The 13144-nt window shown below is 66.1% G+C and carries 11 protein-coding genes; 5 read left to right on the forward strand and 6 right to left on the reverse strand.

The features are described from left to right. Positions 1–25: 25 nt before the first annotated feature. Positions 26–1336, reverse strand: coding sequence for a replication-associated recombination protein A (locus tag ACF8ME_RS01770; RefSeq protein WP_016445768.1), 1311 nt, complete (start codon positions 1334–1336; stop codon positions 26–28). Positions 1337–1778: 442 nt separating this feature from the next. Between ACF8ME_RS01770 and brnQ the strand changes: the two genes are divergently transcribed. Further along, entirely contained in the window at positions 1779–3092 is a 1314-nt protein-coding gene (brnQ, locus tag ACF8ME_RS01775) for a branched-chain amino acid transport system II carrier protein (RefSeq protein WP_016451105.1), read from the forward strand. On the opposite strand, the gene ACF8ME_RS01780 is transcribed toward brnQ, so the two are convergent. From ACF8ME_RS01780 to ACF8ME_RS01790, 3 genes are all read right to left on the reverse strand, one after another. Continuing rightward, positions 3079–4605, reverse strand: coding sequence for a methyl-accepting chemotaxis protein (locus ACF8ME_RS01780; RefSeq protein WP_392415034.1), 1527 nt, complete (start codon positions 4603–4605; stop codon positions 3079–3081). The two genes, brnQ and ACF8ME_RS01780, sit on opposite strands and share 14 nt — an antisense overlap. A 167-nt stretch (positions 4606–4772) precedes the next feature. Beyond that, positions 4773–5408, reverse strand: coding sequence for an outer membrane lipoprotein chaperone LolA (gene lolA, locus ACF8ME_RS01785; RefSeq protein ID WP_392415036.1), 636 nt, complete (start codon positions 5406–5408; stop codon positions 4773–4775). 28 nt (positions 5409–5436) lie between these two features. Then, positions 5437–7800 (reverse strand): DNA translocase FtsK, encoded by a 2364-nt coding sequence (locus ACF8ME_RS01790; RefSeq protein ID WP_392415038.1) that lies wholly within the window; start codon positions 7798–7800, stop codon positions 5437–5439. 260 nt (positions 7801–8060) lie between these two features. Between ACF8ME_RS01790 and trxB the strand changes: the two genes are divergently transcribed. From trxB to rpmG, 3 genes are all read left to right on the forward strand, one after another. Beyond that, positions 8061–9014, forward strand: a complete 954-nt coding sequence (gene trxB, locus ACF8ME_RS01795) for a thioredoxin-disulfide reductase (RefSeq protein WP_016445763.1) — start codon at positions 8061–8063, stop codon at positions 9012–9014. Positions 9015–9282: 268 nt separating this feature from the next. After that, positions 9283–9516: a 50S ribosomal protein L28 gene (gene rpmB / locus ACF8ME_RS01800; RefSeq protein WP_012207163.1), complete on the forward strand. Its 234-nt coding sequence runs from the start codon at positions 9283–9285 to the stop codon at positions 9514–9516. Between the two features lie 20 nt (positions 9517–9536). Beyond that, positions 9537–9707, forward strand: coding sequence for a 50S ribosomal protein L33 (rpmG, locus tag ACF8ME_RS01805; RefSeq protein WP_012207164.1), 171 nt, complete (start codon positions 9537–9539; stop codon positions 9705–9707). A 66-nt stretch (positions 9708–9773) separates the two neighbouring features. On the opposite strand, the gene ACF8ME_RS01810 is transcribed toward rpmG, so the two are convergent. Further along, positions 9774–11258 carry a PLP-dependent aminotransferase family protein gene (locus ACF8ME_RS01810; RefSeq protein ID WP_392415039.1) on the reverse strand — a complete coding sequence of 495 codons (1485 nt, stop codon included), beginning with the start codon at positions 11256–11258 and terminating at the stop codon, positions 9774–9776. A 211-nt stretch (positions 11259–11469) separates the two neighbouring features. On the opposite strand from ACF8ME_RS01810, the gene ACF8ME_RS01815 reads away from it, so the two are divergent. Further along, positions 11470–11838 carry a hypothetical protein gene (locus ACF8ME_RS01815; protein WP_016445761.1) on the forward strand — a complete coding sequence of 123 codons (369 nt, stop codon included), beginning with the start codon at positions 11470–11472 and terminating at the stop codon, positions 11836–11838. On the opposite strand, the gene ACF8ME_RS01820 is transcribed toward ACF8ME_RS01815, so the two are convergent. Next, entirely contained in the window at positions 11813–13036 is a 1224-nt protein-coding gene (locus tag ACF8ME_RS01820; RefSeq protein ID WP_016445760.1) for a fatty acid desaturase, read from the reverse strand. The genes ACF8ME_RS01815 and ACF8ME_RS01820 overlap by 26 nt on opposite strands. Between the last annotated feature and the right edge of the window lie 108 nt (positions 13037–13144).

Below are 13144 nucleotides of genomic sequence, written 5' to 3' on the forward strand. Positions count from 1 at the left end.
CCCGGCCTGCTCTCACGGGATTCGGCTATGCGCCGCCGCCGCCAGCCTCTTCATCCCACTTGCGCAGCACGGCCAGCTTCTCGCCGATCTTGATCTCCAGGCCCCGTGGCACGGGCTGGTACCAGCCCGGCTCCGCAATGCCCTCGGGCAGATAGGTCTCGCCGGCCGCGTAGGCGTTGGGCTCGTCGTGCGCGTAGCGGTATTCATGGCCGTAGCCCAGCTCCTTCATGAGCTTGGTGGGCGCGTTGCGCAGGTGCACGGGCACCTCGCGGCTCCTGTCCTGCTTCACGAAGGCCCGGGCCTTGTTGTAGGCGTTGTAGCCGGCGTTGCTCTTGGGGGCCATGGCCAGGTAGATGACGGCCTGGCCCAGGGCCAGCTCGCCTTCGGGGCTGCCCAGGCGCTCGTAGGTCAGGGCCGCATCGTTGGCGATCTGCATGGCGCGCGGATCGGCCAGGCCTATGTCTTCCCAGGCCATGCGCACGATGCGCCGCGACAGGTAGCGCGCATCGGCGCCGCCGTCGAGCATGCGGGTGAGCCAGTAGAGCGCCGCATCGGGATGGGAGCCGCGCACGGACTTGTGCAGGGCCGAGATCTGGTCGTAGAAGTTGTCGCCCCCCTTGTCGAAGCGCCTGGCATTCAAGGTCAGCGCGTTCTGCACGAATTCGGCATCGATCCGGGTGACGCCTGCAGCGCCCGCCGCCGTCTGGCATTGCTCCAGCAGGTTCAGGAACCGCCGGGCGTCGCCATCGGCATAGCCGATGATGGTGTCCCGCGCCAAGTCGTCGAACTGCAGGCCGCCAAGGGCCTTTTCCTGCGCGCGCTGCAGCAGCTGCCTGAGCTCTTCGTCGGTCAGGGACTGCAGCACATAGACCTGTGCGCGCGACAGCAGGGCCGAGTTCACTTCGAAGGACGGGTTTTCCGTGGTGGCGCCGATGAAGGTCACCAGGCCGCTTTCCGCATAGGGCAGCAGCGCATCCTGCTGGGATTTGTTGAAGCGGTGGATCTCGTCCACGAAGAGGATGGTGTGCCGGCCCATGGCCAGGTTCTGCTGCGCCTGCTCCATGGCCGCGCGGATGTCCTTGACCCCGGAGAACACCGCAGACAGCGCAATGAACTCGCACTTGAAGGCCGTGGCCGTGAGCCGGGCCAGCGTGGTCTTGCCCACGCCGGGCGGCCCCCAGAAGATCATGGAATGCGGCTTGCCCGACTGGAAGGCCAGGCGCAGCGGCTTGCCTTCGCCCAGCAGGTGGGACTGGCCCACGACCTCGTCCAGGGTCTTGGGCCGCAGGGCTTCGGCCAGTGGTGCGGAGGGCTCCTGGGTGAACAGATCAGCCATGGGGCAGCTCTCTCGAAAGCCGCTCCCCGCACGCGAGGTGCGGCAGCCCGTGTTGCGGATTCTTCGCCAAAGGGAACAGATGCAGTTGCAGAACCATGGCGCCATTGTCCACGCCATGGCTGGCGCAGGTGCGCCAGGCCTTGATGCCTGATGTCGGCCGTGGACTGAAACTCCTGATCTTCAGACGGGAATATGGCCATCGCCTCCAGGCATGTCACTGAAACGACATGGATTGTTTGCATGCACCCCATCAAGAGCAATCACTGACATTTCACACCTGCTTCGGGCCGCAGCCCTAAAATGCTGCCCTTTGCGGAGCCGGCCGCGCGATCCGCGCGCGACCTTCGGGCCTGCGTCATCGCAGCCTTCCAACCCCGCGCCTCCCTCCGTTTACGGAACCGCCTGCCATGCGGCAATGCGGGGCCTTTTCATTTCTGCATCCATGCAAACACTCAAGACCAGGGACCTGATCGCCCTAGGCTTCATGACCTTTGCGCTGTTCCTCGGCGCGGGCAACATCATCTTTCCGCCCATGGTCGGCCAGGGCGCCGGCGAACACGCGGCTGCCGCGGCCACCGGCTTCCTGCTGACGGGCGTGGGCCTGCCCCTGCTCACGGTGGTCGCACTGGCGCGAGTGGGCGGCGGCATGGACGCACTGACCTCGCCCGTGGGCCGCAAGGCCGGAATGGTGCTGGGCCTGCTGATCTATCTCATCCTGGGGCCGCTGTTCGCCACGCCGCGCACGGCGACGGTGTCGTTCGAGATGGGCTTTGCGCCTTTCATGGGCCACAGCAGCACAGCCCTGTTCATCTACTCTGCCGTGTACTTCGCCCTGGTCATGGGCCTGTCCCTGTTCCCGGGCAAGCTGATCGACAACATCGGCAAGCTGATCACGCCCGTGTTGATCCTGGCGCTGGTGGTGCTGGGCGCCGCCGCCGTGCTGCTGCCGGCCGGGGAGGCCACCAGGGCCAGTGGCGACTACCTGGTGTCGCCGCTGACCGAAGGTTTCCTGGAGGGCTACCAGACCATGGACGCGCTGGGGGCGCTGGCCTTCGGCATCGTCATCGTCAACGCCATCCGTGACCGCGGCATCTCCGATACCGGCCTGCAGACGCGCTACGCCATCGTCGCGGGCGTGATCGCCGCCGTCGGACTGGGCATGGTGTATCTGTCGCTGATCCATCTGGGCGCCACCAGCCAGTCCATCGCCCCGCAGGCACAGACCGGCGTGCTCATCCTCACGCGCTATGTGGATCACACCTTCGGCCCCATCGGCAGCCTGCTGCTGGCCGTGGTGATCTCCCTGGCCTGCCTGACCACGGCCGTGGGCCTGGTCAGTGCCTGCGGCGCCTACTTCAGCCAAATGCTGCGCCTGCCCTACCGTGCAGTGGTGGTGGCCATCGGCCTGGCCTGCATTCTGGTGTCCAACCAGGGCCTGGCCCAATTGATCGCCGTATCCGGACCCGTGCTCGTGGGCATCTACCCGCTGGCCATCGCCCTGGTGGTGCTGAGCCTGCTGTCTGGCCTGTGGCGCAATGCGCAGCGGGTGTTCGCACCGGTGCTGGCCGTGGCCCTGTTGTTTGGTCTCATCGATGCAGCCAGGGCTGCCGGCTGGCAGGACTGGCTGCCCGCGTTCCTGAACAGCCTGCCGGGCAACGGCATGGGCTGGGCCCTGCCCGTGGCCGCGACCCTGGTGCTGGCCGCCCTCCACGACCGGCTGCGCCCTGCGCCCGCCGCCGCGTTCAAGCCGTCCTGAACCTTGACATGAGTTCGACCAGCTGATGGGCCTGCTTGCGCAGGCTCTCGGCGGCCGAACTGGTCTGCTCCACCAGCGCGGCGTTCTGCTGGGTGCCTTCCTCGATGCGGACGATGGCGCTGTTGACATGGCTCACGCCCGCGCTCTGTTCGCCGCTGGAATGGCTGATGGCGCCGATCATGCGCGAGACCTTGGCAATCGCCTCCTGCACCGAGGCCATGGTCGCGCCCGCACTGTCCACCTCCTGGGCGCCCAGGGCCACGCGCTGGGCGTTGGCCTGGATCAGGTCGCGGATCTCCCGCGCCGCACCCGAGCTGCGCTGGGCCAGCGTGCGCACCTCGGCGGCCACCACCGCAAAGCCCCGGCCCTGCTCGCCGGCCCGTGCGGCCTCCACGGCCGCGTTGAGCGCAAGAATGTTGGTCTGGAAGGCAATGCCGTCGATCACCTCGATGATGCTGACCACGCGTTCGGACGCATCCTGGATGCTGCGCATGGTGCCCACGACGGCCGAGATGGCATCGCCGCCGCGCGTGGCAATGTCGCTGGCGGAGGAAGCCAGCAAGTTGGCCTTCTCTGCGTGATCGGCATTGCCACGCACGGTGGAGTCGAGCTGGTCCATGGACGATGCCGTCATCTGCAGGGCCGACGCCTGCTGCTCGGTGCGCTGGGCCAGGTCGCTGTTGCCCGCTGCGATCTGCGAGCTGGCGGATGCCACCTGCTCCGCATTGCCGCGCACTTCCACGACGATGCTGCGCAGCTGTTCCTGCATGGCGCCCAGCGCCCGCAGCAGCTGGCCCAGCTCGTCGCGGCCGCCGCTCGCTATGGCATTGGTCAGATGGCCACGGGCCACGTTCTCGGCCAGCCGGACCGCGCTGCGCAGCGGTGCCACCACGGCGCGGGTGATGAGCCAGCCAATGGCCACGCCGGCCACGGCCGCCACCAGCATCAGCGCCAGGCTCAATTCCGTGGCGCGCCTGCCGCTGCTGTACGCATCGTCGGCCACGGACTTGCTCTGGGAAGCGATGCCGGCCTTGAGCCGGGACAGCAGCTCGGCCGGCTCGCGGTCCACGCCGCGCACGGCCATGTCGCCCACGGAGGGGTCGAAGCCCGTGGCCTCGAACTTGTCCAGGCCCACGCGATAGCCCTCGGCCATCTTGCGGTGCTGTGCCACAAAGCGTTGGGCCATCTCGCGCAGGGCGGTGTCTTCCACCAGGGCCAGCAAGGCGGTGGTCTTGTCCTGCACGGCGCGCTCATCGGACAGAAAGCCCTTCCAGTGCCGCTCGCGCAGCGCGTTGTCCGAGCCGCGCAGCAGCACGTTCTTCCATTCCTGGACCTGGGTCTTGAAGTGGCCTTCCACTTCTGCGGCAAGGCGCTCTGCGGCCATGTGGCGCTGTACGTCGCCGTGAAAGACGCCAAGGGATTGATGGGCCGACCAGAGGCCGAAGAATCCGGCGGCCAGGGTGAATAGCAGCGCCATGGCAATGGCGAGCGGCAACTTGCGACTGAGGTTCATAAAGACATGCGAGAGCCGGCCAGCATGTCCTCGAAGGGACGTCGAAACAGTCGCTGGCCGCAGGCCGCTATTGTCCCGGCGATATTAGGCAAAACCATTACAAAACCTCACAAACTGCGCACCGCAGCGTGTGAGGTTCTTGAAGGGCCGCCCTGTGCAGCGGTGGATTACTGCTTGAGCACGTCGGCGCCCGCTGGCACCTTGAACTCGAAAGTCGAGGCTGGCAAGGACGCCTGGGTCTGCAGCTGGCTGAAGCGGATCAGCGAACGCTGGCCAAAGCTGTCAAGGATGTCCAGCGCCGAAAGCTGGCCATCGGCCGCAAAGCCCACGCGCACGCTCTTGAGCTGGCCGTTCTTGTCCTTGGGGCTGGCCTGGACCCATTGCAGGCCATCCTGCTCGGGCGCGGATTGCAGATCGAAGTCGGCACTCAACGCCTTGAGATCGTTGGCCGACGCCAGGATGGCGGCCGGCGTGCTGCCCAAGGCCTGGGCCTGGGAGCGCTGCGTGACCTGGTTGAGGTCGGCGTCATAAAGCCACAGTGTCTTGCCGTCGGCGACGATGGTCTGCTCGAACGGCTTGGTATAGACGAACCTGAACTTGCCGGGACGCTGGAATTCGAACTGGCCGCTGGAGTTCTTGGTGCGCGGGGGCTGGCCATCCTTGGACGGGGCCGTGACGGCCTGGGTGAATTCGGCGCGGCCGGCCTGGGAATTCTTCATGAAGGCTTCCAGGCTCTTGAGGCCATCGGCCCACGAGGCCGTCGCGCTTGCCGCGATCACAACTGCAGTCAACAGACGTTTCATTCTTTCTCCATGATTGCGAAATGCGGGCTCATTCCCCGGCGCGCGCCGGCACCAGCACCTCGCGCTGCCCGCTGGCCGTGAGACCGCTGACGAGGCCCGCTTTTTCCATATCTTCCAGCAGGCGCGCCGAGCGGTTGTAACCAATCCTGAGCTTGCGCTGCACATACGAGATGCTGGCCTTGCGGTCCTTGAGCACCACTTCCACGGCCTGGTCGTACATGGGATCCTTCTCGCCGTTGCCGCCGTCGCCGGACTCCGCGCCGAACTCGCTGTCGCCCTCGGCCGTGCCGCCTTCGAGCACACCCTCGATATAGTCGGCCTCGCCCTGCTCCTTGAGGTAGCCCACGACGCGGTGCACTTCCTCGTCGGACACAAAGGCGCCGTGCACGCGCACGGGCAAGCCCGTGCCGCTGGCCATGTAGAGCATGTCGCCCATGCCCAGCAGGGACTCGGCACCCATCTGATCGAGCACGGTGCGGCTGTCGATCTTGCTGCTGACCTGGAAGGCGATGCGCGTGGGAATGTTGGCCTTGATCAGGCCGGTGATCACGTCCACGCTGGGGCGCTGGGTGGCCAGGATCAGGTGGATGCCGGCCGCGCGGGCCTTCTGGGCCAGGCGCGCGATCAGCTCCTCGATCTTCTTGCCGACCACCATCATCAGGTCGGCCAGCTCGTCGATGACGATGACGATGTGCGGCAGGCGCTGCAGCGGCTCGGGCTCCTCGGGCGTGAGGCTGAAGGGGTTGGGAATCGATTCCTCACGCGCCTTGGCCTCGTCGATCTTGGTGTTGTATCCCGCCAGATTGCGCACGCCCAGCTTGCTCATGAGCTTGTAGCGGCGCTCCATCTCGGCCACGCACCAGTTCAGGCCGTTGGCGGCCTGCTTCATGTCGGTGACCACGGGGCACAGCAGGTGAGGAATGCCTTCGTAGACCGACATTTCCAGCATCTTGGGGTCGATCATCAGCAGGCGCACATCGCGCGCCTCGGCCTTGTACAGCAGCGACAGGATCATGGCGTTGATCCCCACCGACTTGCCCGAACCCGTGGTGCCGGCGACCAGCACGTGCGGCATCTTGGCCAGATCGGCCACCACCGGGTTGCCCACGATGTCCTTGCCCAGGCCCATGGTCAGCATGCTCTTGGCGTCGTGGTAGACCTGCGAGCCCAGCACCTCGGACAGGCGGATGGACTGGCGCTTGGCATTGGGCAGCTCCAGCGCCATGAAATTCTTGCCGGGAATCGTCTCGATCACGCGGATGGACACCAGGGACAGCGAGCGCGCCAGATCCTTGGCCAGGTTCACGATCTGCGAGCCCTTGACGCCCGTGGCCGGCTCGATCTCGTAGCGCGTGATCACGGGGCCGGGCATGGCGGCGACCACATGCACATCGACACCAAAGTCCTTGAGGCGCTTTTCGATCAGCCGGCTGGTCATCTCCAGCGTTTCGGGCGAGACACTTTCCTGGCGCTGCTGCGCCGCATCGAGCAGATCCACCTGGGGCAGCTTGCTGTCGGGCAGTTCGGAGAACAGGGGCTTCTGGCGCTCCTTGACCACGCGCACGCTGGGTATCGCAGCCTCCTGGAGCACGGGTTCGATGATCTGCACGGGCTGCGGGTGCTGCACGGCGCTTTCCGTGCGCTCTTCCTGCACCACTTCCTCGCGCTCGCGCGCAGCGCGGCGGCCTGCGGCTTCGTCCCGGGCCTTTTCACGGCGCGCAAAAAGAAAGAGCACCCAGCCGTCCAGGCGTGCGCCCATGGATTCAGCCAGATGACCCCAGGAAAAGCGGAACACCATGGCCAGGCCGATCACGGCCACGCAAATGCCGATCAGGCCTGAGCCCATGAAGCCCAGCCACTGCAGGCTGTGGTACCCCAGCATGTAACCGAAGACGCCGCCGGCCGGGCCGGGCAGCACGCTCTCGAAGCGGTACAGGCGCGTCCACTCCAGTGCGCAGCTTGCGCCCAGCAGCAGCAGCAGGCCACCCCAGAAACGCAGGCGCCGGCGCCACAGCGGCGGCAGTTGCACGCCATCGCGGGGCACGCCGCCCCGCAGCCAGCGGGCGAAGGAAGACATCCAGGTCTGCACCGAGGCCAGAACCAGCCACCAGACCGACATGCCGAAGCCGAAATAGCAGGCGTCGGCCAGCCAGGCTCCGACGCGGCCCATCCAGTTGGCGACCAGGCGCGCGTGTCCCGCCCCGGAGGTGGACCACGCTGGATCCTGGGGCGAGTAGCTGAGCATGGAGGCAAGCCAGAACACCAGGGCCAGCAGCCCCGCCAACAGCAGCATTTCATGGCCGAAGCGCGCCACCATGCCGGGGCGCGCCGCAGACTTGGATTTGCCCTTGGCGGATGTGGAAGCGTTCAGAGCGTTCAATGAGTAGGTCATACGCAGGCGGGAGCTTACCCCAGCCCCCTCGGGCTGGCCGCAAAAACAGCCAGGACGGCCTGCTAGCGTAATGCAAGCACTTGCAACAGAACATGACGCCGCTGCATGACGGCGCCATGTCGATCATTTTTGACAATCCGGGCCATTGATCCGCATGGCAACGGGAACCCGGCTGCGGAGCGATACTCCATGGCTGTGCCCGATGTATCTTTTTTCTGCACGCCGACTGCCGGCGTGCGCCTTTTTCAAGAACTGCATCCATGTCTTCTACGCAACACGCCAAAGTCCTGATCCTCGGCTCCGGCCCTGCCGGCTACACGGCCGCCATCTACGCCGCGCGCGCCAACCTCAACCCGCTGCTGGTGACCGGCATGGCCCAGGGTGGCCAGCTGATGACGACGACGGAAGTGGACAACTGGCCTGCGGACGTGAACGGCGTACAGGGCCCCGAACTGATGCAGCGCTTCCTGGAGCACGCAGAGCGCTTCAAGACCCAGGTGGTGTTCGACCACATCCACAGCGTCGATTTCTCCAAGCGTCCGTTCACGCTGACCGGCGACTCGGGCACCTACACCTGCGACAGCCTGATCATTGCCACGGGCGCCTCGGCCAAGTACCTGGGCCTGCCCTCCGAAGAGGCCTTCATGGGCCGCGGCGTCTCGGGCTGCGCCACCTGCGACGGTTTCTTCTACCGCGAGCAGCCCGTGTGCGTGGTCGGCGGCGGCAACACCGCCGTCGAGGAAGCCCTGTACCTGTCCAACATCGCCAGCAAGGTCACCCTGGTGCACCGCCGCGACAAGTTCAAGGCCGAGCCCATCCTCGTGGACAAGCTCATGGACAAGGTCCGTGCCGGCAAGATCGAACTCAAGACCCACTTCGTGCTCGACGAGGTGCTGGGCGACCAGTCCGGCGTGACCGGCATCCGCATCAAGAGCACCCAGGATGGCCATGCCGAGGACATCCAGCTGCAGGGCTGCTTCATCGCCATCGGCCACGCGCCCAACACCGAGATCTTCAAGGGCCACCTGGAGATGGACGAGACCGGCTACATCATCACCCAGGGCGGCCTCAAGGGCTTCGCCACCCAGACCAGCGTGCCCGGCGTGTTCGCGGCCGGCGACGTGCAGGACCATGTCTACCGCCAGGCCATCACCAGCGCCGGCACGGGCTGCATGGCCGCGCTGGACGCCCAGCGCTTCCTCGAGCAGGAATAAGCGGGATGCCATCCCGCCCGCCCTGCCCTCGTGCAGGGCGGCAAAAGCCCCTGGCTGCCGCCGTGATTGGCTGGCCCAGGGGCTTTTCTCATGAAGACGCTATAATCCGTGGCTTTGCTGAATTTGAAGCGCGCCTTGCTTGCATGGCCAGGACACTTTCAGCGATGGGGTTACCGCCACCCTTTATGGCGAGGTGAGGTTGCCGGCAGGCCCTGCAGCAAATGCAGGGCATCAGCGTCGGCGGCTGTACAACTATCGGAGTGTCCTCATGGCACGCGTATGTGAAGTAACGGGCAAGAAGCCCATGGTGGGAAACAACGTTTCCCACGCCAACAACAAGACCAAGCGTCGTTTCCTGCCCAACCTGCAATACCGCCGTTTCTGGGTTGAGAGCGAAAACCGTTGGGTGCGCCTGCGCGTTTCCAGCGCTGCTCTGCGCCTGATCGACAAGAACGGTATCGACTCCGTGCTCGCAGACCTGCGTGCCCGTGGCCAAGCCTAAATCCCTCAAGGAGAAACACCATGGCTGCTAAAGGCGGACGCGAAAAGATCAAGCTGGAATCCACTGCAGGAACCGGCCACTTCTACACCACGACCAAGAACAAGAAGACAATGCCCGAGAAGATGGCGATCATGAAGTTTGATCCCAAGGCTCGCAAGCACGTCACGTACAAGGAAATCAAGCTGAAGTAATTCAGCCTGCCCCTGGTACCGACAAAGAAACCGCCCGGCGCAAGCCCGGCGGTTTTTTTGCGTCCCTCACCCGTGGCGCGCGGCCTGGCCCAGCTGCGCGCAGGCCATGGCGCCGAGATCGCGGCAGGCCTGCTCGACCACGCCATCCACGGGCAGGGTGCAGCCCAGGCGCATGCAGTGCTCGTAGCGGCCCGAGTTGGAGAACATGCTGCCCGGCGCCGTGCGTATGCCGCGCGCCAGCGCCTGCGTGAACAGCGCGGACGTGGACACGCCAGCCGGAAGCTCCAGCCACAGGCTGAGTCCGCCGGGCGGCAGGCTCAGCCGCGTTCCCAACGGGAAAAAGCGCGCCACCAGCTGCGCCATGCCCTCGCGCTGGCGCCGCAGCTGCTGCTTCAGGCGCTGCAGATTGCGCAGATGCGCGGGCGAGCCCACGCAGGCGGCCGCCAGCAACTGGGCCAGGGTCTGGGTCCCCCGGCTGCGCGCGAACTTGAGCATCTGCACACGGCCATGCCACTGGCCGGCGTTCATCCAGCCCTGGCGCAGGCCTGGCGCCATGCTCTTGTTGAAGGCGTCGCAATAGATCACATGTCCCGGCAGGCGGTCCCAGGCCTTGATGGGGCGCACGGGCTGGCTGCTTTCCACGAACAGGCCGTAGGAGTCGTCCTCGATCAGCGCCACGCCGTGGGCGGCGCACAGCTCGACCAGTCTGGCCTTGTGTTCATCGGGAATGCGCGTGCCCAGCGGCATCTGCAGCTCGGGCACGACCACCACGGCCTTCAGCCGGGGCTGGGTCTGCAGGGCCAGCTCCAGCGCCTCGATGGACAGGCCGGTGCGCGGGCTGCAGGGAATCTCCAGCGCCTGCATCTGCAAGGACTCCACCACCTGCAGCAGGCCGTAGTAGGTCGGCGACTCCACGGCCACCACATCCCCCGGCGAGGCCACGGCGGCCAGCGCCAGGCTCACGGCCTCGGAATTGCCCGTGGTCGCCAGCACATCGGCCGGTGCGACATGGATGCCCGCCGCCAGCGCGCGCCGCGCCATGGCCCGCTGGAAATCAGGGTGGCTGCCCATCATGGAACGCCCCAGCACCAGCAGATCGGGCTGCTCGCGCAGCAGCCGGGCAGCCGCCTGGTTCAGGTAGCCGCGGTCGAACAGTTCCGGCGGCGGCGTGGCACCGCCCAGGTCCACCTGCACATCGGCCTGGCGGCCGCGCTCCAGCATGAGCGAGATGTGCTCATTGATGCCCGCAAAGTGCTGTTGTGGCAACGGCTGCACGGGCTGGCTCAGATCCGGTTCGCTGGCAGGCGCCAGCCCTGCAGGCCGGGCATCGCGCACGAAGTAGCCCACGCGCGGGCGGGCCTCGAGCTGGCCCAGATCCTCCAGATGCCGCAGCGTCTGCAGCGCCGTGGACAGGCTGACCTCGTGGCGGCGCATCAGCTCGCGCACGGAAGGCATGCGCTCGCCCGCCTTGAGCGTGCCCATCTCCATGGCCAGGCTGTAGTCGGCCGCCAGGCGGCGGTACAGGGTGGGGGCGGCGCTTGCGGCGGTCATGGGCAGGATGGAAAACGGCTGGGGATGGAAGTGCTTGACCGAGATCTTGCCTCAAGGCGCTGTTACGCAACAGATACAGATCATCAGGTCATGTAGCAGAACAGAACATGGACTGCCTGCACTGCTGCGGCGCAACAAACCACAGCCTGTGCCTGTGCCAAAGAGGGCCGAATGCCTACGCTTGGGGCCTGGAACTACAGGACACCACCCCATGCACAACGCCCACACCCGCTCTTTCGAACTGCGCCATCTCGCCCCCGGAAACGACCTGTATCTGTCCATGCAGGAGGGCTGCGAGCTGTTCTGCCGCCAGGGCAGCCTGGAAATCAGCGTCCCGCAGCAGGCCTGGGCCGATGCAGCGCCGGGGCTGACTCTCAGGCTGCAGCCGGGCCAGGGCTGGCGCGCAGGCGCGGACCTGCGGATAAGAGTCCGCTCCGTGTCCCAGGCCACGGCAGGTCTGGAACTGCAGCCGAACCCCGCAGCAAAAAGCCGCATCGCCTCCGAAGAGAAGATGCGGCCCCGGGAATGGACGCTTGCCGGCTGGCTTCGCAGCTTCAGGCGTGGGCAGCGCGCAGCTTGACCGAGAACTCCTTGAGCGCGGCAATGCCGCTGGCCTCGGCGCGATGGCACCAGGCCTGCAGATGGGCCGTCAGCTGCTCGCGCGACAGCGAGGTGTTGAGCCACAGCTGGCGCAGCTCCTCGCGCATGACCAGCATCTGGTCCAGCACGGGATGGGCGGCGCGCGCCTGGGCCAGCTGGTCCTGCGCCTGGGCGGGCACCTTGTCGGCATCGCGGTGCAGCCAGCGGCGCGCCGTCCTGAGCAAGGACAGGTCGGCCTGCTGCGCCTTGCGCTGCTTGAGCGCATCGAGTTCGAACTGCACGGCGGCACGCACGCCGCGCGCATAGCGGGCCATGACCTCGTAGCGGTTGGCGATCACGGCCTCCAGCGTCTTTTCGTCGGCCACAGGCTTGATGGCGCCCATGACCAGCCTGGGCGGCGTTTTCTTGACCTTGGCCCAGCCGACCGCCTGCATCGCCCGGATGTAGGCCCAGCCCACATCGAACTCATAGCGCTTGACCGAGAACTTGGCCGAGGTCGGATAGGTGTGGTGGTTGTTGTGCAGTTCCTCACCGCCGATGATCAGGCCCCAGGGCACGAGGTTGGTGCTGGCATCCTGGGCCTCGAAGTTGCGGTAGCCCCAGAAATGGCCCAGGCCGTTGACCACGCCGGCAGCCCAGAACGGAATCCAGGCCATCTGCACGGCCCAGATGGTCAGTCCGATGGCGCCGAACAGCAGCACGTTGATGACCAGCATCAGAGAAGGACCCCAGATCGAATGCCGGCTGTAGAGATGACGCTCGATCCAGTCGTCGGGCGTGCCGTGGCCGAACTTCCTGAGCGTCTCGGCGTTCTTGGCCTCTTCGCGGTACAGCTCCGCGCCCTGGCGCATCACGGTATCCAGCCCGCGCGTTTGCGGGCTGTGGGGATCGTCCTCGGTTTCGCACTTGGCGTGGTGCTTGCGGTGGATGGCTACCCACTCCTTGGTGACCATGCCCGTGCCCAACCACAACCAGAACCGGAAGAAATGCGAGGGCACCGGCCCCAGGTCCAGCGAACGATGGGCCTGGCAGCGGTGCAGGAAGATGGTGACGCCCGCAATCGTGACGTGGGTGGTGACCAGGGCATACAGCAGCAGCTGCCACCACGACAGCTGCCACAGGCCATGGGCCATCCAGTCCAGGGCAATATTCCAAACCGACGCGAAATCCACAGACATGACCCAAGCCTTTGCCAAAGCCGGCGCCCAGTGGCACCGATGCCTCAATTTTAGGCGAGCCCCCCCGTGAAGGCGTTCGGCAATCTCCCGCGACTTACAGCTTATTGC

Origin of the sequence: Delftia sp. WSY_7 (genome assembly GCF_043104845.1) — a bacterium.
GTDB lineage: Bacteria > Pseudomonadota > Gammaproteobacteria > Burkholderiales > Burkholderiaceae_C > Comamonas > Comamonas tsuruhatensis.